Below are 21,024 nucleotides of genomic sequence, written 5' to 3' on the forward strand. Positions count from 1 at the left end.
ACATGTCAGCCGCCGAAGCGCGTGGCCGAGACGGTGACAGGTCCGAGCCTGGTCGGAATCTGTACATAGACCGGAGCATATACATTTGCCCCGTCGGCCTTGGCAAACCAGATTTCCATCGTGTTCAGCTTGCGCAGATATTCCACGTCGTCGCGGCCCTTGCGGTAGCCGGACTTCGGCACGAAGCGGATGCCGCAGACGATGGCCTCGCCCTCGAAGCCCTTGGTGGAATAGGACTTGGTGCCCTTGGAGGTCAGCTTCAGGTCGAGGCGCGATTCGCCGTCGAAGATCGGCAGCGTCTTCGGGCAGATGCGGCTGCCTTCCGGAATGATCAGGCCGGAGATCGGGTCGAGCACCGCCCGCATGTCGGCGTTGGAGACGGGGACCCAGTTCTTCGGCTTGCGACGCGGCGGCACCATGCTGGCCGTGATGACGTTGCCATTGCGGAAGGTGACGTCTATGGCGCGGCTGCGCTTGCCGCTCTTGTAGTTCACCGAATAGCTGGTTGCGTGCAGCCGGCCGCGGCTGACGATGCCGGAAACCGATGTCGTGCCCTTGGTGCTGGAAAAGATATCGGCGAGGCCCGCCGATTGCATGCTGCCGGAAATCGTGTAGCGGTCGCCGTTGAAGGCCGAGCGGAAGGTCGCGGTGGCGACCGGCAGGCCGGAGAGGCGGATACTGTAGTCCGTGCGGTGCTCGATTTCGGCCGACGAAAGCGGTGCCGCGCTGCCCACAAGGGCAAGCGACATCAAAGCGCCAGCAATCCAACCCCGCCCGTTCATCTGCACTGCTCCCATAGACACGCTCCGCCTAGCCCGTCATTGCGGCGATTCTGCGCCGCGGCACATTCTCGATCTGCTTGCTATTGCCTGCAAATCATGGCTTTTGGCAACTGAATTCAAGGTGAACGGCAGGTTTGGCTTGACGTCGCCGGTGAGTGTGACTATAGAACCGCGACTTCTCAAAAAGGCCAGATGGACTGCGGCCGGTTTCGGTGCCGGAAACGTATTGTCCAGAACCAAGAAAAAATAGGTGTACCATGTCCCGTAGTTGCGAATTGACCGGCAAGGGCGTCCAGTCGGGCAACAATGTGAGCCACGCAAACAACAAGACGAAGCGCAAGTTCCTGCCGAACCTGTGCAATGTCACGCTGATTTCCGACGCCCTCGGCCAGCGTTACCGTCTTCGTGTTTCTGCTGCGGCTCTGCGCTCCGTCGAGCACCGCGGTGGCCTCGATGCCTTCCTGCTGAAGGCCAGCGAGAACGAACTGTCGATGCGCGCTCGTCTGCTGCGCCGCCAGATCGCCAAGAAGACCGCTGCCGCTGCAGTTGCTGCCTGATTTCAGGCGCTAAGCTCAAGCGTTTTCATTGAGGCTTGACCGGTTGCCGGGCAGGCCTCAATGCTTTGCGTTGTGCTTTTGCTTCTCCGCAGTTCCGGACGGAAAACCGTCTCACACTTTTCCCGGAATTGCTTCCGTTCTCCAGCTGGTGGCATCACCCAGGGTAAAAAAATGCAAGCGAATCGCATTACGTTTTTCTATGTTCTCCTGATGACGGCTGTCGTCGTCGCCTCGAACGTGCTGGTGCAATACCCCCTTTCGGGCACGCTGCTGGGCATCAATCTCGGCGACCTCCTGACCTATGGTGCCTTCACCTATCCGGTCGCCTTCCTCATCACCGACCTCACCAACCGCCAGTTCGGCCCGCGCATCGCGCGCCGCGTCGTCGTCGCCGGTTTCCTGGTCGCCGTGGTCTTTTCCTTTGCCGTCGCCTCGCCGCGCATCGCGATTGCCTCGGGCTCGGCGTTCCTGCTCGGCCAGCTGCTCGACATCTCGGTCTTCAACCAGCTGCGCCGGCAGACCTGGTGGCGCGCGCCGCTGATCGCCTCGCTGTTCGGCTCGGCGCTCGACACGGTGATCTTCTTCTCCTTCGCCTTCGCACCGGCCTTCTCCGCCTTCGGGCCGAACGATGCCTTCGCGATCGAATGGGCGCCGGTGCTGGGTGTTCTCACCGCGGAAGCCCCGCGCTGGATCTCGTGGGCGCTTGGCGACTTCTCCGTGAAGGTGCTGGTCGGTTTCGTCATGCTGCTGCCCTACGGCGCGCTGATGAGCAAGCTGAAGCCGATGCCGGGCGCCGAAAAGACCGTCTGAGACGGGTGTACGAGCCGCTTGTAGGGAATAAGGGTCATCGCATCACGCATCCCACGTCATCCTCGGGCTTGACCCGAGGATCCACATCCGCGACGTGCTGGTGGATGGTCGGGTCAGGCCCGACCATGACGAAGGAGAGGTTTTTTGACCTCCGCCAGAAGCTAAGTCGTCCGCACTCCGCGGGCGGCTTTTATTTTGCCTTCGGCAAGCGGAATTCCAGCATCAGGTTGCGCTGAAGAATCGAATGGTTGTCGTCGGACACGACGATGATGCGGATATCGTCATCCGCCACCGCCACCACGTCCAGCCCTTCCATATTGTCGATCTGGTGGCTGAGATCGGCGTCGATCAGCACTTCGCCATCGACCACCGCGCCGGGGCGGATTTTCGTGCCGTCGATCCGGCGGATGCGCATGCCGACGCCATCCGACAGCCGGAAGCGGCGTTCCAGCAGCAGCAGGTCGCCGTTCGGCAGGAAGGCGCCGTCGGTGATGTCCCAGGGATCGTTGCGGGTTACGGCGAAGGTGCCGGCGAGCGGGCCGTCGAGCACGGCGGCGAGCACATTGCCGTCGGCATCGAGGCTGCGCTCCGTGACCGTCACCGGCACGGCGCCGAGCGGGCCGGCCGCCGGCGACATGGCCAGCGTCTCCATGCCGCGATTGCTGCGCAATTCGCGGCGAGGGAAGGGGAGCGGCAACTGGCGTGACGGCTTGGCGTCCAGGAAGCCCGGATCCGGATAGACGTCGATGCGGTGAACCGCCTCGAAACTGACGAGCAGTTCGCCCTTGCCGATCGCCAGGCCCTCGGCATCCATCTGGTACTTGACGTTCTCGTCCTGGCCGTCGGCGTTGAACATCGAGCGCGTCTTCAGGTCCGCAAGCCCGCTCAACCGGCCCTCGGCATCGCGTTCGATACGGCCGGTCAGCCAGTGCCCGGTATCGAGCACGGCGACGAAGCTTTTCTGGTCATCGCGAAAGCGGATCGCCGAGACGGCGCCGAGCAGCGGATTGCTCGACGAATAGCTGATGCCGCCGAGAAACTCGAGCTTGCCGAAGGTGCTGTTCTCAGAGCCCAGCGCGAACTGCGAGACGGCGTGGTTGACGACGGGCAGGTCGATGACCTCGGCCGCCACGGGTCGGGCCAGCGGCAGCGCGAGTGCTACGGCGAGAGCGAGAGCCGGGAGGCTCCACACGAAGCCTCCGTGGCGCCACTGCCGCGCCGGTTCAGCCCGCACGGCGGCGGCCGGCGGGGCGTCGGCTGGTCGCTTCGTCGGCAAAGAGCGAGGCGAGTTGCTCGGTCATGGCGCCGGCCAGTTCGTCCGCATCGACGATGGTGACGGCGCGGCGGTAGTAGCGGGTCACGTCATGGCCGATGCCGATGGCGAGAAGCTCGACCGGCGAGCGTGTCTCGATCTGGTCGATCACGGCGCGCAGGTGCCGCTCCAGATAGTTGCCGGGGTTCACCGAGAGCGTCGAATCGTCGACCGGCGCACCGTCCGAGATCATCATCAGGATGCGGCGCTGCTCGGGGCGGGCGAGCAGGCGGTTGTGCGCCCAGATCAGTGCCTCGCCGTCGATGTTTTCCTTCAGCAGGCCTTCGCGCATCATCAGGCCGAGATTGCGCCGCGCGCGGCGCCACGGGGCATCGGCGCTCTTGTAGACGATGTGGCGCAGGTCGTTGAGGCGGCCGGGCGATTGCGGCTTGCCGCTGCCGAGCCATTTTTCACGCGACTGGCCGCCCTTCCACGCCTTGGTGGTGAAGCCGAGAATTTCGACCTTCACGCCGCAGCGCTCCAGCGTGCGTGCCAGAATATCGGCGCAGGTGGCGGCGACGGTGATCGGCCGGCCGCGCATCGAGCCGGAATTGTCGATCAGCAGCGTCACCACCGTATCGCGGAAGGTCGTGTCCTTCTCGCGCTTGAAGGAGAGCGGCTGCATCGGGTCGATGATGATGCGTTGCAGGCGTGCGCTGTCGAGGTAACCCTCTTCGAGGTCGAATTCCCAGGCGCGGTTCTGCTGCGCCATCAAGCGGCGCTGCAGGCGGTTTGCCAGGCGACCCACCGCCCCCTGAAGATGGGCGAGCTGCTTGTCGAGGAAGGCGCGCAGCCGGTCGAGTTCCGCTTCGTCGCAGAGCTCTTCGGCAAGAATCATCTCATCGAACTCTTCCGTGAAGACCGTGTAGTCGACCTTCTCGTTGAAATCGGTGAAGGGGTGGTTCGGGCGGCGGACTTCGCCGGGCGTTTCCGTGTCGTCGCCGTCATCCTCGACGAGATCGTCGTCGGAGATTTCCGCGCCGTCCATCTCGCCTTCGTCCATCTGTTCGTCGGACGTCTCGTTTTCGTCGGCGGGGGCGGAATCGTCGCCGGCGTCTTCCTGGCTTTCGTTGTCTTCCTGCTCGTCGCTGCGCGGCTGGTTCTCGTCCTCGGGCGTTTCCGAATCGTCCGGCTCGGTCTCGTCGTCGCCGTACTGCTCGGCAACGTTCATCGAGGCGAGCATGTTACGCACGACGCGGGAGAAGGCCTGTTGGTCGTTGATGGCGGCGGAAAGCCCGGCCATGTCCTTGGCGGCCTTGTCCTCGATGAACTCGCGCCAGAGATCGAGCACCTTGCCGGCGGAGGCCGGCGGGACCTGGCCCGTCAGTTTTTCACGCACGATCAGCGCGACGGCCTCTTCGAGCGGCGCATCGGCCTGTCGGGTAATCGCGCCAAAATTGGCCTTGGCGTATTTCTCCGTCAGCATGACGTTGAGGTTCTGCGCCATGCCCTGCATGCGGTTGGAGCCGATGGCTTCCACGCGCGCCTGCTCGACGGCATCGAAGATCGCCCGCGCATCCGCACCCTGCGGCGACATGGTCGCGTGGATGCGGGCGTCGTGGCAGGCCTTGCGCAAGGCCATACTGTCGCCGAGGCCGCGGGTGATCGCGACTTCGGTCGGCGAGGGGCGCTTGGTCAGTTCCGGCAGGCGAATGCGCTCGCCGGTCATGCCGGGCCGCTCGTTGGCGAAGGTGACCTCCACCTCCGCATCGCCGGAGACGGCGCGCACGCAGCCCGTTACCGCACGGCGGAACGGCTCCATGTCGACCACGCCGCCGGGCCTCGGCTTCGAATTGTCTCCGCGAGCAGCCATGACTTTCCTACCCGACCGTCAGGCCGTCGCCTCAAGCACGATGTTGGCGGCACTTTCCTTCAGCTCGACGCCGAAGGCGCGCTGGTACAGTTCAGCAACCAGCGTGCGTTCCAGTTCGTCGCACTTGTTGAGGAAGGTGACGCGGAAGGCGAAGGCGAGATCGCCGAAGATCTCGGCATTTTCACCCCAGGTGATGACCGTACGCGGGCTCATCACGGTCGAAAGATCGCCGTTGATGAAGGCGGCGCGGGTGAGATCGGCGACGCGTACCATGCGCGAGATCGTGTCGCGGCCGTCCTTGCCGGAGGCGAGACGCTTCACCTTGGCGGCGACGATGCTGACTTCGTGGTCGTGCGGCAGGTAGTTCAGCGTAGTGACGATCGACCAGCGGTCCATCTGCGCCTGGTTGATCTGCTGCGTGCCGTGGTAGAGGCCTGTCGTATCGCCGAGGCCGACCGTGTTGGCGGTGGCGAACAGGCGGAAGGCGGGGTGCGGGCGGATGACGCGGCTCTGGTCGAGCAGCGTCAGGCGACCGGCGGATTCCAGCACGCGCTGGATGACGAACATCACGTCCGGGCGGCCGGCGTCGTACTCGTCGAAGACGAGCGCGACATTGTGCTGGTAGGCCCAGGGCAGGATGCCGTCCTTGAATTCGGTGACCTGCAGGCCGTCCTTGACGACGATGGCGTCCTTGCCGACGAGGTCGATACGGCTGACATGGCTGTCGAGGTTGACGCGCACGCAGGGCCAGTTGAGGCGGGCGGCGACCTGCTCGATATGGGTCGACTTGCCCGTGCCGTGGTAGCCGGAGACCATGACGCGTCGGTTGTGCGCGAAGCCTGCCAGAATGGCGAGGGTGGTTTCCCGGTCGAACAGGTAGTCCGGGTCGAGGTCGGGCACATAGGCGTCCGCCTTGGAATAGGCGGGGACGCGAAGGTCCGTATCAATGCCGAAAACCTCCCGGACGGATACCGTGGTATCGGGGAGGTTGGAAATATCGAGATCCATCTTGCTCATCACGTCTCCGTGGGCTGCCGCCACCCGAGCGTCTGCCCAATATCCTGTTGTGCGCCGACTATGCTCTTCCGTTTGACCGCATTTGTGCGGCACCGGGCGATTCCGCCCGACTGAAAAAATGCTCTAGCAGAAGCCGGCCTGCTTTAACAATTGATATGCTTGGATGACCGCGCGAAAACGCTCCTCCGAGCCTCTATCTCCGCCATTTGCATCGGGGTGATGCTTTTTGACAAGGGCTTTGTAGGCGGTCTTGATGTCCTGGGCCGTCGCGGTAGCGGCAAGACCAAGCGTGTCGTAGGCCTTTGCCTCCAGTGTTTTCAGCTTTCTGGCGCGCGGTTCCATGCGCGGACCACGTCCCTTGCCCTGGTCGACGAAGCCGAAAGGATCGCGGATGCGCTGATTTGCCCCGGCCGTTCCGGAGCGCGCGGTGCCCTGTGCCGGGCCGTTCTTGGACGCCTTGTTGACGCCGATCGTCCAGGTCGGGCGGTGGCCGGTGATGGCTTCCTTCTGGTAGCGGGCGATCTCGCCGTCGGAGAGGCCGGAGAAGTAGTTGTAGCCCTTGTTGTATTCCTTGACGTGCTCGAAGCAGAACATGAAATACTGGCCTTCGGCATTGCGGCCGACGGGCGCGCGATGCACGGCGTTCTCCTCGCAGCCATCCCACTGACAGGTCGGCGCGGAGCGTTCGGGACGCTCCACGCGCCGCTTCGTGCGAATGCGGTCGAAGTATTTGGAATCGAGTTTCATGGCCCCATTATGGGGTTCCGGACGGCCTGCAACAAGAATTGACAAAGCGGAATGTTGCTGGCTTTGTGGGACCCTTTTTCTGCGTCGCGGCGCATGATTTCACCCTGCCGAAGGTTTCCCATGTCCATGAAATCCAGCATCGCCGAAAAACTCGGTGCCGCCTTTTCGCCCGAGCGTCTCGAGGTCATCAACGAGAGCCACCTGCATGCCGGCCACAAGCCGGAATTCGATGGTGAAGGCGAGACGCATATGCGTGTGCGCATCGTGGCATCGGCCTTCGCCGGCATGAGCCGGGTGGCGCGCCACCGGGCGATCAACGATCTGGTGAAGGCGGAGTTCGATGCCGGGCTGCATGCGCTTGCCGTCGAGGTGGCAGCACCGGGCGAGCCGATGCGCTGGTGATCAGCCGCGCGGCTGCTCCGGCTCGACGGGGCGGATGCGCAGCTTGGTGATGCGGTTCTTCACCCGCTTCATGACGATGAAGCGCTTGCCGTAGAAGGTGAAGGCCTGGCGCTCTTCGGGGATCGACTTCGATTCGTGGATGACGAGGCCGGCAATGGTGGTCGCTTCCTCGTCCGGCAGCGCCCAGTCGAAGGCGCGGTTGAGGTCGCGGATCGAGACGCTGCCGTCGACGACGAGCGAACCGTCCGCCTCCTGGCGCACGCCCTGCATGTCGAGGTCCTTCTCGTCGGAAATGTCGCCGACGATTTCCTTCAGGATGTCCTGCAACGTGACGAGGCCCTGCACCTCGCCATATTCATCCACCACGGTGGCGAAATGCTCCTTGCGGCGCAGGAAGGCGGCGAGCTGTTCCTTGAGCGTCGTCGTGTCCGGCACGAACCAGGGTTTTTGCGCGACTTCGGTGATGTCGAGGTTTTTCGGCTCGACGCCCGGCACGGTCAGCGCGCGCAGGAGGTCCTTGGCGTGCACCACGCCGACGATGTTGTCCACCGAACCCGACCAGAGCGGCATGCGCGTGTAGGGGCTTTCCAGCACCGCCTTGACGATCTCCTCCGGCCGATCGCCAGCATTGAGCGCGCGCATCGTCGTGCGGTGGATCATGATGTCGGAGACTTCCAGCGCGTCGAGGTCGAGCACGCCCGTTGTCTTTTCGCGGTCGGTCCTTGCGGGAGTGTTGTCGCGGGCGGTTTGACCGTTCCGGCGATCACCCTCCGTTTCACGCGTTTCCTGACGGCTGCGCCAAAGCGCGGCGACCGGCGTCTGCCACCGGAAGATCAAAATGGCGAGGGGGATCAGGCCGAGAACAACGATGATCAGCAGCCACGGGAAGGGAGCGAGCGCGATGGACGTATCGCTGTTCATTGCGGCAGTTTTTCCTTGAGGAAAGCGACGACTTCGGACTGCGGCACGTCGTCGGCAACGAAGGACTGGCCCACGCCACGCGTCAGGATGAAGGTGAGCTTGCCGCCCTTGACCTTCTTGTCCTGCGCAATGGCGTCCATCAGGGTTTCGGCCGGCGGCAGGCCGCCGGGAATCTGATCCATCGACGTCGGCAGGCCGACTTCGCGCAAATGGGCTTCAACACGCTTGCCGTCGTCGGGGCTGCAAAGGTTCATGCGGGCGGAGAACTGGTGGGCGAGCACCATGCCGATCGAAACGCCCTCGCCGTGTACAAGGCGGGCGCTGTCATAGTGCGTGGCGGCTTCCAGCGCGTGGCCGAAGGTGTGGCCGAGATTGAGCAGCGCGCGCTGGCCGTTCTCGCGCTCGTCGGCGGCAACGACGTCGGCTTTCGCCTGGCAGCTAGTGGCGATCGCCTCGATGCGGGCCTCACCACCGGCAAAGACTGCCTGCCAGTTCTTTTCCAGCCACGCGAAGAAATCCGGCTTGTCGATCAGGCCGTATTTGGCGACCTCGGCATAACCGGCACGGAATTCGCGCAGGGACAGCGTGTCGAGCACATCCGTATCGGCCAGCACGAGATCCGGCTGGTGGAAGACGCCGATCAGGTTCTTGCCGTGCGACGAGTTGATCCCGGTCTTGCCGCCGACGGAGGAATCGACCTGCGCCAACAGCGAGGTCGGTACCTGGATGAAGCGCGAGCCGCGGCGTGCGATGCCTGCAGCAAAGCCGGTGAGGTCGCCAATGACGCCGCCCCCGAGTGCCACGACGGCGTCGTTGCGCTCGATGCGGGCAGCGAGCACGCTGTCGCAGACGCTGATCAGGTGCTCGAAGCTCTTGGTCTTTTCGCCGGCCGGCAGCACCAGCGAGACGGAATCGATGCCTTCGGCCTTCAGCGAGGCCATGAAGCCATCGAGATAGAGCGGCGCGACGTTTTCATCGGTGATGACGGCGATCTTGCGGCCCTTGAGGCGGCTTGCGATCTCGCGGCCGGCTGTAGCGATCAGGCCAGGGCCGATCAGGATATCGTAGGCGCGATCGCCCAGTTCGACCCGTACGGTGCGGCCGGCGGTGGCAGTGGCAGTCATGGTCATCTCGTTAGCTTCTTCTGGCGGCGGTGATCGCGGCGAGCACCTCTTCCACCATGGTTTCCTTTTTAACGTCACGCGACAGGACCGTGAGATCGGCCTCCGCATAGATCGGGTAGCGGGCGTTCATGAGGTTTTCGAGCGTCTGGCGCGGGTTTTCCGTCTTCAAGAGCGGGCGGGTGTCGCGCTTGTTGACGCGCTCCCACAGCACATCAAGATCGGCCTTCAGCCAGACGGTGAGCCCGCCGCGCCGGATATGTTTTCGTGTGTTCTCATTGATATAGGCGCCACCACCGGTCGACACGACCCGTGGGCCGGAACGCAGCAGGCGCTTGATGACCCGGGTTTCGAGCGCGCGGAACTCCGCCTCGCCATAGGCCGCAAAGAGATCGGCGATCGACATGCGCGAGACGCGTTCGATTTCGTGGTCGGAATCGATGAAGGGAATGCCGAGCGCCTGCGCCGTCAGGCGGCCGACCGCCGACTTGCCGGCGCCCATCAGGCCGATCAGGACGAGGTTGCGCTTGCCGAGCGCTGCCCGGGCCTGCTCGGCGAGCGTAAGAGGGGCCGGTTCGATCAGCTCGGTCATTGCGTTTTCCGGGGTTTCGTCCCCTTCCGTATCGACAAAAGTGCCGGAAGCGTCAAGTCTGCCGGAGCCTTCATCTCTTGTGTCGGCGTATGGCCGGTCTTGCGCTTGAGATAGGCGGAGGCGATATAGGAAGGCATCGTCCCGGAGAATGCCATGCCCACCCTTTTCCGATTCCTGTTCGTCTGTGCCGTGATCGCCGGGTCGATCTACGGCACGATGGTGGCGCTGGTGACCTTTGTCGAGCCGACGGAGCGGGAGGTGACGATCCGCATCCCCTCCGAACGCGTGAATCCACAGCCATGAGGGACCCCTCCGCCCTTCAGGTCGAGTCTTTTCTCGAAATGATGAGCGCCGAGCGCGGTGCTGCGGCGAATACGTTGCAGTCCTACGAGCGGGATCTGGAGGATGCGCGGTCCTTCCTCAATGAACGCAGCGTGCGCCTGACCGAGGCGACGCCGGACGACCTGCGTGCCTATCTCGGCCATCTCGCCAGGCAGGGTTTTGCCGCGTCGTCGCAGGCGCGGCGGCTTTCCGCGCTCCGGCAGTTTTTCAAGTTCCTGTATGGCGAAGGTCTGCGCGGCGATGACCCGACCGGTATTCTCGATGCGCCCAAGAAGGGGCGCTCGCTGCCGAAGACGCTGAGCGTCGACGATGTCTCCCGCCTCATTGCCCGGGCAGAAGCCGAAGTGGTGGAGCCCGGCGGCAATCTTCTCCTCAAACGGCGCATGCACCTGCTTGTCGAACTGCTCTATGCGACGGGCATGCGCGTCAGCGAACTGGTTTCCCTGCCGGCGAGCGTGCTGGCGCAGACGGGGCGGTTCCTCGTGGTGAAGGGAAAGGGCAACAAGGAGCGGCTGGTGCCGCTGTCGCGCGCTGCCGTTTCGGCACTGGAAATCTATGGCGAGGCGCTGGCAGCGGAGATCGGCGACGATCCGGCGGCAGGCCGCTTCCTCTTTCCGGCCCAGAGCAAGGAGGGCTTTTTGGCGCGGCAGGTGTTTGCGCGCGACCTGAAGGCCCTTGCCGGCCGCGCCGGCATCCGCGCTTCGACGCTGTCGCCGCATGTGCTCCGCCATGCTTTCGCCAGCCATCTGCTGCAGAACGGCGCGGACCTGCGTGCCGTGCAGGAACTGCTTGGCCACTCGGACATTTCGACGACACAAATCTATACACATGTACTGGAAGAACGGCTCCACCAGCTCGTTCAAACCCATCACCCTCTTGCCAAACAGGCAAAAAAACAGGATTAGGACCCCTCTCGGTGCGACCGGCCCCTGGCCGACGGCATCCTGGCGCGGTTTGAGCAAACGATCGGAAACGCATCTCATGCACAACTACCTCGATTTCGAAAAGCCCATCTCGGATCTGGAAGGCAAGATCCACGAGCTCAGGAAGCTCGCCGAAGAAGATGAGAGCATCGACACGACGGATGAGGTCGGCCGACTGGAGGTCCGCGCCCGCGAGGCGATGGCCGACATCTATTCCAAGCTGACGCCCTGGCAGAAGACGCAGGTCGCCCGCCACGCGCAGCGCCCGCACTTCCTGGAATATGCAGCACAACTCTTTGAAGAGTTCACGCCGCTTGCCGGCGACCGCAAGTTTGCCGAGGACGAAGCGATCCAGGCTGGTCTTGGCCGCTTCCGCGGCGAAGCCGTCGCCGTCATCGGCCAGGAAAAGGGCAACGACACCAAGTCGCGCCTGAAGCACAATTTCGGCAGCGCACGGCCGGAAGGCTACCGCAAGGCCATTCGCGTCATGGAAATGGCCGACCGCTTCGGCCTGCCGATCATCACGCTGATCGACACTGCCGGCGCCTATCCGGGCATCGGCGCGGAAGAGCGCGGCCAGGCGGAAGCCATCGCCCGTTCCACCGAAATGTGTCTCAATGTCCGCGTGCCGATCGTTTCCGTCGTGCTCGGCGAGGGTGGCTCGGGTGGCGCGATCGCCATTGCGACCGGCGACCGCGTCTACATGCTGGAACATGCGATCTACAGCGTGATCTCGCCGGAAGGCGCTGCCTCCATCCTGTGGCGCGATTCCACCCGCGCCAAGGAAGCGGCGAGCAACATGAAGATCACGGCGGAAGACCTGAAGGCCTTCGGCATCATCGACGGCATCATCCAGGAGCCGGTCGGCGGCGCGCATCGTGATCCGCAGGCTGTGATCGCCCGCACCGGCGATGTCATCGCGGCGGCACTCAAGGACCTCGGCGCCAAGCCGGGCGACCAGCTTCGCAAGGACCGTCGCCAGCGCTACCTCAACATCGGACGCCAGCTCTAAGACCAATCGCCGTTCGGTCCATGCCGGGCTGCAAATGGCGGTTGTCTCTGGCGAATTGTTGCCGATTGGCGGCCCTTGGGCCGCCACCGCCCAATCTCGGCCATAATCCTTGTGTCTGAAACGTTGCGGTCTTCCGGCAGCGCGCGAAAAAATTTCCGGTTAAGAATTTATGAAGTATAAGCCGGTTACCACTGCGCGTCCGCCGAGCCGGCGTGACGGCACGCGATCTGACGACTGTTGACGGACCTTTCGAATGCGCCTGACTGTTCTTGCCGCTGTATCGCTCCTCGCTGTGGCCGCTAGCGGCTGCACCAACGAGACGCTTGACACGTTCGACAAGGTCGACGTCGATATCACGAAGGTTTCCAACAAGACCAACTACCAGCTGTCGTCGGCGGTACTGGGCAAGCTTTCCTCGATGGGCATCGACCGTTCCTCGCCGATGCTGCTGCGCATCTTCAAGGAAGAGGGCAGGCTGGAACTCTGGAAGGCTGACCGGGCGAACCGCTTCAAGCTGGTGCGCAACTACAAGATCTGCGCCTGGTCCGGCAAGCTCGGCCCGAAGACCAAGGAAGGCGACCGCCAGGCGCCGGAAGGGTTCTACCCGCTCTCCAAGGCGAACATGAACCCGAATTCGAGCTACTATCTCGCGATCAACACCGGTTATCCGAATACCTTCGACCGCGCCAACAAGGCGAGCGGCACGCATCTGATGATCCACGGTGCGTGCTCGTCGTCGGGCTGCTATTCGATGACCGACGAGCAGATGGTGGAGATCTTCGCCTTTGCGCGCGACGCCTTCGGCGGCGGCCAGTCGACGATCCAGCTTCAGGCGTTCCCCTTCCGCATGACCGCGGAAAACATGGCGCGCCACCGCGACAATCCGCATATCGAATTCTGGAAGATGCTGAAGGTCGGCTACGACCATTTCGAGCTGACCAAGCGGCCGCCCGAGGTCAATGTCTGCGAGAAGAAGTATGTCTTCAACCAGCAGTCTGACAAGCCCTTCTCGCCGACCGGCGCCTGCCCGGCGACAACGACGCCCGCTGCCCTCGAAGTGGCACTGAACAGCTACAACAAGACCTATGCCGCCGCCTACGCAACGGCGATGCAGAAATATAATGGCACGGTCTGGATCGAGCCCTCGGAAGCCCAGCGCAAGGCGATCGTCGCCGACCAGCGCAAGGGCCGCGAACTTGCCTATGCACCGACCGGCAATTCGCTCGATGCCGGAAAGCTGATGACGGCGCACGAAATCGCCGAGCAAAAACGCAAGGCCGAAGAAGCGGAAAAGCGCAAGGTCGAGGCTGCGGAACGCGCCGTGCGCGAGGCTGAAGAGGCCAAGCTTGCGGCCGAGCAGCAGAAGATCAAGGAAGCAGAAGCTTTTGCCGCGGACGTTGCAGCCGCGAAGGCGGCCAAGCAGGCGGAAGGCAAGGGCGCTCTGCCGGTGCCGGAGGAAAATCCCGGCGTCGCGGTCGTCGAGAAGAAAGAGCCCAAGCCTTTCTGGAAGATCTGGGTGAAGGACGAAGAGCCGCGCAAGGGTGAGCCTGTCCCAACCGTGACGCAGCAGACCCAGCAGACGCAACAGCAGGTGACGAGCGAAACCGGCCAGCAGCAGGCGACGCGCAAGGAAGCGCGAACCTCTGTAGCCGAGACTGCCGGCCAGCGTGTGGAGAGCCCGGCGGAAGGCGCTGGCGCCCTCGCGGTGCCGGGCGATAACGCCAATGTCGAAGTCGTCGAGAAGAAGGCGGAAAAACCCTTCTGGAAATTCTGGCAGAAATGACCATCGCGGCTGGTCGCGATGGCCCCGAGGTCTATGACCTGCGCGGGCTGAAATGTCCCCTGCCGGTGATGAAGACGCGCAAACGCCTGTCGTCGATGACGGCAGGGGCAGCGCTCTGGGTCGAGACCACCGATCCGCTGGCCGTCATCGACATTCCCCACTTCTGCCATGAGGACGGCCACGCGCTCGAAGCGAGCGAGCGCGTCGAAGCGGGACACCGTTTCCTGATTCGCAAGAAAGCTTAAGCTCTAAAGACGCAGGCCCGGTATGGCGAGCGGGTTGTCCTCCAGGGCGGCGCGGTCCGGGCGGTCGATCTTCGGTGTGCCGGTGAAGGCGTCGAAGAGGTCGCGCACGAAGGCTTCGGGCAGGTCCTTGGTAATCAGCACCAGCCGCGTGCGGCGGTCCGCTGCTTCCGGCCAGGCGGGTAGGCGCTCCGGCGGATGGAAGACGCTTTGCACGCCATGCAGCACCAGCGGACGCTCCGGGCTGGTGGACATCAGCACGATGCCCTTCATGCGCAGCAGCTTTTCGCCGTGCGCGGAGCGCAGCAGGTCGATGAACATGTCGAGCGCCATCGGATCGACCGGACGATCGTGCACGATGCTGAAGGAGCGGATCGTGGCATCGTGGCGGGTCACGTCATGGGCGTGCTGATGGCTATGGCCGTGATGGTGATGCCCATGGTCATGATGGTGGTCGTGATGATGGTGATGCCCATGATCATGATGATCATGATGCTCGTGCGTTTCCTCGTGCAGCCAGCGTCGGACGTCCGGGATCTTGCTGCCGGGATCGTAAAGGCCGTTGGCCAGCAGGTCCGGACCGACCAGGCCGGGCGTATCGGCGTCTGATACGGTCGCGCGCGGATTGAGCGCGGCGATCTCCCGCTTCACCGCCTCCACCGTCGCCGCGTCGACAAGTGAGGTCTTGCTGATCAGAATACGGTCCGCGACGGCGACCTGCTTGACCGCTTCCGGATGGTTGGCGAGCGTCGACAGGCCGTTTGCGGCGTCAACGACGGTGATCACCCCATCGAGAGTGAAGGAATGGCTGAGCACCGGATTGCCCATGACCGATTGCAGCACGGGAGCAGGATCGGCAAGGCCGGTGGTTTCGATCACCACGCGCTTCAGCGGCTGGATCTTGCCCGTCTGCATGCGGTCCATCAGGTCGGCCAGCGTGTCGACCAGCTCGCCGCGGATCGTGCAGCACAGGCATCCGTCGGACAGTTCGATGATGCCGTCGCTCGACTGCTCGACGAGCAGATGATCGATGCCCACTTCGCCGAATTCGTTGATGATGACGGCCGTGTCGGTGAGCGACGGGTCCTTCAGCAGGCGATTGAGCAAAGTCGTCTTGCCTGCGCCCAGAAATCCGGTGAGCACGGAAACCGGCACGCGCCGCTCAGCGAGGGTCATGGTCTTTCCTGTCAATCAGTAAGTGGGCCGCGGGATCGGGATCGGCACATTGGCGACATCGCCCATGTCGCCTGAGGCAACTTTGTCGTTGCCGGCCGTCTTCGCCGCTTCGCCGTTCAGAAGGCCGGCGAAGACGAACTTCAGCGGCCGGTCCAGCTCGTGGATATAGGGTGACACCAGCTTCTGGCGACCGGCTTCGTCGCGGCCTTCGCTGCGCACCTTGGCGGCGTGCTTCGAGCAGATCTCCTGCGAGACGTCGGTGACGATGTCGCGTGTTTCGCCATAGGGGCGGAGCTGGCCGAGCGTCGGCACTTTGCCCGCGCGCATCGTCAAGCCCTTCTCCAGCATGCCGGCCGAGATGTCGGCGCGAGCGCCGAGGCTGTCCGAACCAAGCACCACGGAAACGACGCTGCGGCCGTTGCGGGTGGCGGAGGACACCTGGTTGAAGCCAGAGGCGCAGATGAAGCCGGTCTTCATGCCGTCGGCGCCATCGAAGCGGCCGATCAGCATGTTGAAATTCGGGTACTGCTTCTTGCCGGTCGTAAACCCTTCCAGTGCGAAATAGGGCGCGTATTGCGGGAATTCGCGCTTCAGCGTCACGGCGAGAACGGCAAGGTCGCGCGCTGTCGTGTACTGGCCCTTGCCGGGCAGGCCGTTGGGATTGATGAAGTGCGACGAGCTCATGCCGATGCGGGCGGCCTCGGCATTCATGCGGTCGACGAAACCCTGCTCGGAACCGGCGATCGATTCGGCGATGGCGACCGACACGTCGTTTGCCGATTTGACGAGAATGATCTTCAGTGCGCTGTCGAGCGTCATCTTCTGGCCGGGCTTGAAATACATCTTGCTCGGCGGCTCGGCGGCGGCATGTTTGCTCATCACGACCGGGCTTTCCAGCGACAGCTCGCCGGCCTTGATGGCGCGGAACACCGTGTACGCCGTCATCAGCTTGGTGAGGGAGGCGGGATACCAGCGCTGGAAGGCATCTTCGTGCTCGATGACCTGGAGCGTGTTGACGTCCACCAGCATGCGCGGGGCGGCCGTTGCTGTCGTGGCCAGAAGGGAGGCTGCCAGGAGCAGGGCGGGGCTCAAAAGCCGTGCGCTCCGGCGCGTCGTTCGTCCGTTCATCTGCAAGGGTGTGTCCTCGAAATCGGGAGTTGTCTCGAACCGTCGCCCTATTTAACCTATATGGCACGGTGATGGCAAAGCCATCGAATGCAGATGGCCAAATTTCCGGCCAAGTAGGACAGGAAAAACGTATGCCCATTCTCAACCGCGCCGCAGAAATGCAGGACGAAATCGCTGAATGGCGCCGAACAATCCATCGCGAGCCGGAAATCCTCTTCGCGGTGGAGAAAACGGCTGCCTTCGTGGCGGAGAAGCTGCGCGCGTTCGGCGTGGACGAAATCGTGACTGGCATCGGCGGCACCGGTGTCGTTGGCCTCATCCGCGGCAAGGGCGAGGGACGTACGATCGGCCTTCGCGCCGATATGGATGCGCTGCCGATCGAGGAGACCAGCGGCAAGCCATGGTCCTCGACGGTCAAGGGCAAGATGCATGCCTGCGGTCATGACGGCCACACGGCCATGCTGCTAGGCGCGGCAAAATATCTTGCCGAGACGCGCAACTTCTCCGGAAATGTCGCGGTCATCTTCCAGCCGGCCGAAGAAGGCGGTGGTGGCGGCAACGAAATGGTCAAGGACGGCATGATGGAGCGCTTCGGCATTGCCGAGGTCTATGGCATGCACAACCTGCCGGGCATGGCGGTCGGCTCCTTCGGCACGCGTCCGGGGCCGATCATGGCGGCGACCGACGAGTTCGTCATCGCGGTCAAGGGCCGCGGCGGCCATGCGGCGCTGCCGCACAAGACGGTCGATCCGATCGTCATCGGCGCCTATGTCGTGACGGCGCTCCAGACCATCGTGTCGCGTGTTGCCGATCCGATCGCCTCGCTCGTCGTCTCCGTCACCAAGTTCAACGCCGGCTTCGCCCACAACGTCATTCCCGAGCAGGCGCAGCTTGCCGGCACGGTGCGAACGCTGAGCGCGGAGATGCGCGAGGAGGCCGAGGCCCGTATCCGCCAGATTTGCGCGGGTCTTGCGGCTGCGCACGGCGCGGAGATTACGGTCGGCTATCATCGCAACTACCCCGTCACGGCAAACCATCCGGAAGAAACCGGCCATGCGGTCGCCGTCGCTCAGGAGATTGCCGGCGAGGCCGCCGTCGATCCGGCGCTTGATCCGATGATGGGCGGCGAGGATTTTTCCTACATGCTGCTGTCCCGTCCCGGCGCCTTCATCTTTATCGGCAACGGCGATACGGCAGGCCTCCACCATCCGGCCTACGATTTCAACGACGACGCCATCCCGCATGGCGTGACCTATTGGGTGAAACTCGCCGAAAGCCGGCTCGCTGCCTGACAAAAAAGAGCCCGGCTGCAGGGACGTCAGCCGGGCGAGGCGGGGGGGATTGGACACGTGCGATCAGTGGCAGACACGGATCTTCTTGATCACCAGGTTGCCCCACTTGTCGTAGCGCTTCACCTTCTTCCAGAAGCAGTCGTAGCCATAGTCGTCGCTGATGGTGACGTGGGCGCCGTGGCCCCAGCCATGGCCGAAGCCGAAACCGATCGAAAAGCCGCCGGCCTGCGAGGGCGCGGCGAAGGAAAGTGCCGCTACGGTTGCGACGACCGCGGAAAGCATGATCTTGCGCATCGACAGTCTCCTTGGGGTTTTGTTGGGTGGAGCCATCTCCATCCGATGACCTGACTGTCGCATGGCGCGTCCCGTCGCGCTGTTCCGCATGGAACGCGTGAACGTTCGCGCGGAAAATCTCTTGGCTTCGAGCCCCGGCTTTTGTATGGGTGCAGTTAGTGGTCCCGTAGCTCAGCAGGATAGAGCACCAGATTCCTAATCTGGGGGTCCCGCGTTCGAATCGCGGCGGGATCACCAAAGAAACATGGCGCCCGATATTGCGGAGCAGGCCTTGCAGATCCTGGGTGGAAAACGCGACCGTGATGACGAGCCGGAGGCAAGGCCGTCTCCGTTGGCGTCGAGCCCGCCGACCTTCGAGCACATCATCACCGGGGCCGACGAGAGTTTTCTCTGGCGGCTCGATGATTATCCGTGGGAGCGCAATGTCTGGAACTTTCATCCCGAGTTCGAGATCCATCTGATCCGCAAGGGCGGCGGCGTCGCCTTTGTCGGCGACTATATCGGGGCCTTTTCCGCGAACTATCTCACGGTCATCGGCAGCGATCTGCCGCATGACTGGGTGACGATGACGGCGCCCGGGGAGATCATCGAGGGGCGCGATATCGTCGTCCAGTTTCATCCCGACCGGATCCGCGAGGCGACACGGCTTCTGCCGGAATTCGCCCAGCTCGAGACATTTTTTGCGCGCGCCCAGCGTGGGCTCGTCTTCCATGGCGGGACGCTGGCGAAGGGTGTCGATCTTGTCGAGCGCATGGGCGAGACGAGGGGGATGGCGCGGCTTGCCCTGTTCCTGCAACTGCTCGATTTGCTGGGTAGTTCTTCCGAGTTCGATATCCTCTCGTCCCCGGAATATTCGCCGAAGCTCGATGCGGAAACGCTGGACGTGCTGCAGCGGGCGCTGGTGTTTATCTATCGCAACTTCGCATCCGACATCCGCCTCTCCGACGTGGCGGACCTTGCCGGCATGAGCGAAAGTGCCTTTTCCCGCTTCTTCAAGAAGAACACTGGCAATACCTTTACTGACCACGTCAACAAGCTGCGCATCTGGCAGGCCTGCAAGCTCCTGGCCGAAAGCGAGATGCCGATCACCGACATCTGTTTCGAGGTCGGCTATTTGAACATTTCCAACTTCAACCGCACCTTCCTGCGGCAACACCGCATGACGCCGTCGGCCTATCGGCGGCTCGCGCCGCATCGCCGGTCATTGCGCGACGATGTCGTCGCAATCCGATGAAACCTTGCGCATGCAGGAGGGTTTTTCCGCAGTGCAGCATAACAATTCGCATTAAAGTATAGAATCGCCGCATGGCGCGCGCTAGCTCGCCGCATTTCCTCCGCTAGTATCAGCATTAGCGAAGATATTCGCTGTCAGATTGACGCCGGCGCGAGGAGGTTGCGTCGCGCCAACCATCGAATCCTTAGGGGAGGTTCATGTCCATGAAAACCGTGAAGACGCTCGTTTCGAGCATCGCCTACGCATGCCTTCTTGCCAGCTCGGTCTCGTCGATCGCGCTCGCCGCGGAGTGCTCCGACACGATCCGCGTTCTTGCCCAGCCGCGCGACGGGCTGACGCTTCTCGAAGACTACAAGGACGAATTCGCCAAGCTCAGCGGCGGCGCGTCCTTCGAAATCGACTATCTCAACGAGAACGATCGCCGCGCCAAGACCAAGGCGGACGCATCCACCATCGGAAAATACAATGTGTACTATGTTGACGAGGCGAACATCGCGCTCTTCGCGTCCTCCGGCTGGGTCGCGCCGCTCACGGACTATTATCCGAGCGAATACGACTATGCCGATTTCGACCCCGGCCGGCAGAAGGTTGCGACCTATGACGGCAAGGTCTGGTTTGCGCCGATTACCGGGGGCGGCGACCTGATGGTCTACCGCAAGGACCTGCTCGAGGCTGCCGGCATCAAGCCGCCGACGACGCTCGATGAGCTGAAGGCCGCGGTCAAGGCCCTGCATCAGCCGGACAAGGGCATCTACGGTATCGCACTGCGTGGCCAGCGCGGTTCGGGTGCCAATGTCTGGCGCTGGATGCCCTATTTCAAGGGCTTCGGCGGGGAGTGGTTCGATGGCACCACGCCGAAGTTCAACAGCGAGGCGGCGATCAAGGCAACGGAAACCTATCTCGACCTCTTCCAGTATTCCGCACCCGGCACGAAGACCGGCGGCTGGGACGAATCCACCGGCGCCTTCACCTCCGGCCAGGTTGCGATCCTGATCGAATCCACACCGCTCGTCGGCATGGCGATCGATCCGAAGTCCTCGCAGGTTGCCGGCAAGGTGGGCTACCTGCCGCCGCCGACGCCGCTGACCGGGGGTGGTTACGGCCACGGCCTCGCGATCGGCACTAAGGCCAATGCGGACGAGGCTTCTAAGGCCTGTGCCGGCCTGTTCATCGCCTGGGCGACCTCGAAGGAAAACGAGCAGCGACGTCTTGAAGCCAACCAGTTCAGCGAGCTGAATCGCACAAGCATCATGACGAGCGACACCTTCGCCAAACTCTATGGCCCGGATCTCGGCCAGGCACTGGCCGATACCGGCAAGGTCACCGCCGTCAACTTCTGGCAGAGCCCGCTGTGGCCGGATCTCGGCGACCGCTGGGGCATCATTCTGGAAGAGTTGATCGCCGGCTCGCGCACGGACATCAAGGATGGCCTGAACGAACTCGAAGGCTTCGCCAAGGACCTCGTCGCCCGCAGCCAGTAAGCCTTTGAGCCGCGCGGCCGCTTTCGCCTCCCGAGACGGCGGC

21 protein-coding genes, 1 tRNA gene and 1 pseudogene are annotated in these 21,024 nt (G+C 63.3%); 12 read left to right on the forward strand and 11 right to left on the reverse strand.

Annotated features, from left to right (window positions below; all coding sequences use genetic code 11):
- Positions 1-5: 5 nt before the first annotated feature.
- Positions 6-782, reverse strand: coding sequence for a DUF3108 domain-containing protein (locus AC1RT2_RS28455; RefSeq protein ID WP_493107372.1), 777 nt, complete (start codon positions 780-782; stop codon positions 6-8).
- Between the two features lie 257 nt (positions 783-1,039).
- Here AC1RT2_RS28455 and rpmB point away from each other — a divergent pair, with 257 nt between their 5' ends.
- Both rpmB and AC1RT2_RS28465 read left to right on the forward strand, forming a co-directional pair.
- Positions 1,040-1,339 (forward strand): 50S ribosomal protein L28, encoded by a 300-nt coding sequence (gene rpmB, locus AC1RT2_RS28460; protein WP_069060840.1) that lies wholly within the window; start codon positions 1,040-1,042, stop codon positions 1,337-1,339.
- A gap of 171 nt (positions 1,340-1,510) precedes the next feature.
- Positions 1,511-2,149 carry a VUT family protein gene (locus tag AC1RT2_RS28465; protein ID WP_493107374.1) on the forward strand — a complete coding sequence of 213 codons (639 nt, stop codon included), beginning with the start codon at positions 1,511-1,513 and terminating at the stop codon, positions 2,147-2,149.
- A gap of 190 nt (positions 2,150-2,339) precedes the next feature.
- On the opposite strand, the gene AC1RT2_RS28470 is transcribed toward AC1RT2_RS28465, so the two are convergent.
- The 4 genes from AC1RT2_RS28470 to AC1RT2_RS28485 all read right to left on the reverse strand — a co-directional run bounded on the left by AC1RT2_RS28470 (position 2,340) and on the right by AC1RT2_RS28485 (position 7,038).
- Positions 2,340-3,341 carry an esterase-like activity of phytase family protein gene (locus tag AC1RT2_RS28470; protein ID WP_493107376.1) on the reverse strand — a complete coding sequence of 334 codons (1,002 nt, stop codon included), beginning with the start codon at positions 3,339-3,341 and terminating at the stop codon, positions 2,340-2,342.
- 31 nt (positions 3,342-3,372) lie between these two features.
- On the reverse strand, positions 3,373-5,274 hold the full coding sequence (cobT, locus tag AC1RT2_RS28475; protein ID WP_069060843.1) for a cobaltochelatase subunit CobT: 1,902 nt from the start codon (positions 5,272-5,274) through the stop codon (positions 3,373-3,375).
- Between the two features lie 18 nt (positions 5,275-5,292).
- Complete coding sequence (gene cobS / locus AC1RT2_RS28480; RefSeq protein ID WP_069060844.1) at positions 5,293-6,291, reverse strand: cobaltochelatase subunit CobS; 999 nt, start codon at positions 6,289-6,291, stop codon at positions 5,293-5,295.
- 123 nt (positions 6,292-6,414) lie between these two features.
- Positions 6,415-7,038: a J domain-containing protein gene (locus tag AC1RT2_RS28485; protein WP_493107379.1), complete on the reverse strand. Its 624-nt coding sequence runs from the start codon at positions 7,036-7,038 to the stop codon at positions 6,415-6,417.
- A gap of 120 nt (positions 7,039-7,158) precedes the next feature.
- Here AC1RT2_RS28485 and AC1RT2_RS28490 point away from each other — a divergent pair, with 120 nt between their 5' ends.
- Complete coding sequence (locus AC1RT2_RS28490) at positions 7,159-7,440, forward strand: BolA family protein (RefSeq protein WP_493107381.1); 282 nt, start codon at positions 7,159-7,161, stop codon at positions 7,438-7,440.
- Here the strand turns inward: AC1RT2_RS28490 and AC1RT2_RS28495 are convergent.
- The 3 genes and pseudogenes from AC1RT2_RS28495 to AC1RT2_RS28505 form a co-directional block, all read right to left on the reverse strand.
- A pseudogene (locus AC1RT2_RS28495) lies at positions 7,441-8,148 on the reverse strand (transporter associated domain-containing protein); the annotation flags it as partial. It lies immediately after the preceding gene.
- Positions 8,149-8,357: 209 nt separating this feature from the next.
- Positions 8,358-9,485, reverse strand: a complete 1,128-nt coding sequence (gene aroB, locus AC1RT2_RS28500) for a 3-dehydroquinate synthase (protein ID WP_493107383.1) — start codon at positions 9,483-9,485, stop codon at positions 8,358-8,360.
- Positions 9,486-9,495: 10 nt separating this feature from the next.
- Positions 9,496-10,074, reverse strand: coding sequence for a shikimate kinase (locus tag AC1RT2_RS28505; RefSeq protein ID WP_493107385.1), 579 nt, complete (start codon positions 10,072-10,074; stop codon positions 9,496-9,498).
- A 153-nt stretch (positions 10,075-10,227) separates the two neighbouring features.
- Here AC1RT2_RS28505 and AC1RT2_RS28510 point away from each other — a divergent pair, with 153 nt between their 5' ends.
- From AC1RT2_RS28510 to AC1RT2_RS28530, 5 genes are all read left to right on the forward strand, one after another.
- On the forward strand, positions 10,228-10,377 hold the full coding sequence (locus tag AC1RT2_RS28510; RefSeq protein WP_150129992.1) for a hypothetical protein: 150 nt from the start codon (positions 10,228-10,230) through the stop codon (positions 10,375-10,377).
- On the forward strand, positions 10,374-11,321 hold the full coding sequence (locus tag AC1RT2_RS28515) for a site-specific tyrosine recombinase XerD (RefSeq protein WP_493107387.1): 948 nt from the start codon (positions 10,374-10,376) through the stop codon (positions 11,319-11,321). Before AC1RT2_RS28510 ends, AC1RT2_RS28515 begins: the two co-directional genes overlap by 4 nt.
- Before the next feature lie 76 nt (positions 11,322-11,397).
- A complete protein-coding gene (locus tag AC1RT2_RS28520; RefSeq protein ID WP_069060850.1) occupies positions 11,398-12,351 on the forward strand; it encodes an acetyl-CoA carboxylase carboxyltransferase subunit alpha in 954 nt (317 codons plus the stop codon).
- Positions 12,352-12,604: 253 nt separating this feature from the next.
- Positions 12,605-14,134, forward strand: a complete 1,530-nt coding sequence (locus tag AC1RT2_RS28525; protein WP_493107390.1) for a L,D-transpeptidase family protein — start codon at positions 12,605-12,607, stop codon at positions 14,132-14,134.
- Positions 14,131-14,379 (forward strand): sulfurtransferase TusA family protein, encoded by a 249-nt coding sequence (locus AC1RT2_RS28530; RefSeq protein ID WP_493107392.1) that lies wholly within the window; start codon positions 14,131-14,133, stop codon positions 14,377-14,379. Before AC1RT2_RS28525 ends, AC1RT2_RS28530 begins: the two co-directional genes overlap by 4 nt.
- Before the next feature lie 3 nt (positions 14,380-14,382).
- Here the strand turns inward: AC1RT2_RS28530 and AC1RT2_RS28535 are convergent, their stop codons facing one another.
- Together AC1RT2_RS28535 and AC1RT2_RS28540 are read right to left on the reverse strand one after the other, a co-directional pair.
- A complete protein-coding gene (locus tag AC1RT2_RS28535; protein WP_493107394.1) occupies positions 14,383-15,552 on the reverse strand; it encodes a CobW family GTP-binding protein in 1,170 nt (389 codons plus the stop codon).
- 15 nt (positions 15,553-15,567) lie between these two features.
- Positions 15,568-16,680, reverse strand: coding sequence for a D-alanyl-D-alanine carboxypeptidase family protein (locus AC1RT2_RS28540; protein ID WP_069060854.1), 1,113 nt, complete (start codon positions 16,678-16,680; stop codon positions 15,568-15,570).
- A gap of 131 nt (positions 16,681-16,811) precedes the next feature.
- Here AC1RT2_RS28540 and AC1RT2_RS28545 point away from each other — a divergent pair, with 131 nt between their 5' ends.
- Complete coding sequence (locus AC1RT2_RS28545; RefSeq protein WP_493107396.1) at positions 16,812-17,972, forward strand: M20 aminoacylase family protein; 1,161 nt, start codon at positions 16,812-16,814, stop codon at positions 17,970-17,972.
- A 63-nt stretch (positions 17,973-18,035) separates the two neighbouring features.
- Here AC1RT2_RS28545 and AC1RT2_RS28550 read toward each other — a convergent pair whose 3' ends face one another.
- A complete protein-coding gene (locus AC1RT2_RS28550) occupies positions 18,036-18,266 on the reverse strand; it encodes a hypothetical protein (RefSeq protein ID WP_261005638.1) in 231 nt (76 codons plus the stop codon).
- Positions 18,267-18,426: 160 nt separating this feature from the next.
- Here AC1RT2_RS28550 and AC1RT2_RS28555 point away from each other — a divergent pair.
- The 3 genes from AC1RT2_RS28555 (at position 18,427) to AC1RT2_RS28565 (ending at position 20,981) form a co-directional block, all read left to right on the forward strand.
- A tRNA-Arg gene (locus AC1RT2_RS28555) sits at positions 18,427-18,503 on the forward strand.
- 7 nt (positions 18,504-18,510) lie between these two features.
- A complete protein-coding gene (locus tag AC1RT2_RS28560; protein ID WP_493107398.1) occupies positions 18,511-19,500 on the forward strand; it encodes an AraC family transcriptional regulator in 990 nt (329 codons plus the stop codon).
- Between the two features lie 203 nt (positions 19,501-19,703).
- Positions 19,704-20,981 (forward strand): ABC transporter substrate-binding protein, encoded by a 1,278-nt coding sequence (locus AC1RT2_RS28565; protein ID WP_493107478.1) that lies wholly within the window; start codon positions 19,704-19,706, stop codon positions 20,979-20,981.
- Positions 20,982-21,024 lie beyond the last annotated feature (43 nt).

It is taken from the genome of Shinella sp. GW821-FHT11G07, from assembly GCF_058808115.1.

Coding starts and splice junctions, on each gene's coding strand:
- AC1RT2_RS28455 (WP_493107372.1), bottom strand. CDS start 782: ATGAACGGGCGGGGTTGGATTGCTGGCGCTTTGATGTCGCTTGCCCTT.
- rpmB (WP_069060840.1), top strand. CDS start 1,040: ATGTCCCGTAGTTGCGAATTGACCGGCAAGGGCGTCCAGTCGGGCAAC.
- AC1RT2_RS28465 (WP_493107374.1), top strand. CDS start 1,511: ATGCAAGCGAATCGCATTACGTTTTTCTATGTTCTCCTGATGACGGCT.
- cobT (WP_069060843.1), bottom strand. CDS start 5,274: ATGGCTGCTCGCGGAGACAATTCGAAGCCGAGGCCCGGCGGCGTGGTC.
- cobS (WP_069060844.1), bottom strand. CDS start 6,291: ATGAGCAAGATGGATCTCGATATTTCCAACCTCCCCGATACCACGGTA.
- AC1RT2_RS28485 (WP_493107379.1), bottom strand. CDS start 7,038: ATGAAACTCGATTCCAAATACTTCGACCGCATTCGCACGAAGCGGCGC.
- AC1RT2_RS28490 (WP_493107381.1), top strand. CDS start 7,159: ATGTCCATGAAATCCAGCATCGCCGAAAAACTCGGTGCCGCCTTTTCG.
- aroB (WP_493107383.1), bottom strand. CDS start 9,485: ATGACTGCCACTGCCACCGCCGGCCGCACCGTACGGGTCGAACTGGGC.
- AC1RT2_RS28505 (WP_493107385.1), bottom strand. CDS start 10,074: ATGACCGAGCTGATCGAACCGGCCCCTCTTACGCTCGCCGAGCAGGCC.
- AC1RT2_RS28510 (WP_150129992.1), top strand. CDS start 10,228: ATGCCCACCCTTTTCCGATTCCTGTTCGTCTGTGCCGTGATCGCCGGG.
- AC1RT2_RS28515 (WP_493107387.1), top strand. CDS start 10,374: ATGAGGGACCCCTCCGCCCTTCAGGTCGAGTCTTTTCTCGAAATGATG.
- AC1RT2_RS28520 (WP_069060850.1), top strand. CDS start 11,398: ATGCACAACTACCTCGATTTCGAAAAGCCCATCTCGGATCTGGAAGGC.
- AC1RT2_RS28525 (WP_493107390.1), top strand. CDS start 12,605: ATGCGCCTGACTGTTCTTGCCGCTGTATCGCTCCTCGCTGTGGCCGCT.
- AC1RT2_RS28530 (WP_493107392.1), top strand. CDS start 14,131: ATGACCATCGCGGCTGGTCGCGATGGCCCCGAGGTCTATGACCTGCGC.
- AC1RT2_RS28535 (WP_493107394.1), bottom strand. CDS start 15,552: ATGACCCTCGCTGAGCGGCGCGTGCCGGTTTCCGTGCTCACCGGATTT.
- AC1RT2_RS28540 (WP_069060854.1), bottom strand. CDS start 16,680: ATGAACGGACGAACGACGCGCCGGAGCGCACGGCTTTTGAGCCCCGCC.
- AC1RT2_RS28545 (WP_493107396.1), top strand. CDS start 16,812: ATGCCCATTCTCAACCGCGCCGCAGAAATGCAGGACGAAATCGCTGAA.
- AC1RT2_RS28550 (WP_261005638.1), bottom strand. CDS start 18,266: ATGCGCAAGATCATGCTTTCCGCGGTCGTCGCAACCGTAGCGGCACTT.
- AC1RT2_RS28560 (WP_493107398.1), top strand. CDS start 18,511: ATGGCGCCCGATATTGCGGAGCAGGCCTTGCAGATCCTGGGTGGAAAA.
- AC1RT2_RS28565 (WP_493107478.1), top strand. CDS start 19,704: ATGAAAACCGTGAAGACGCTCGTTTCGAGCATCGCCTACGCATGCCTT.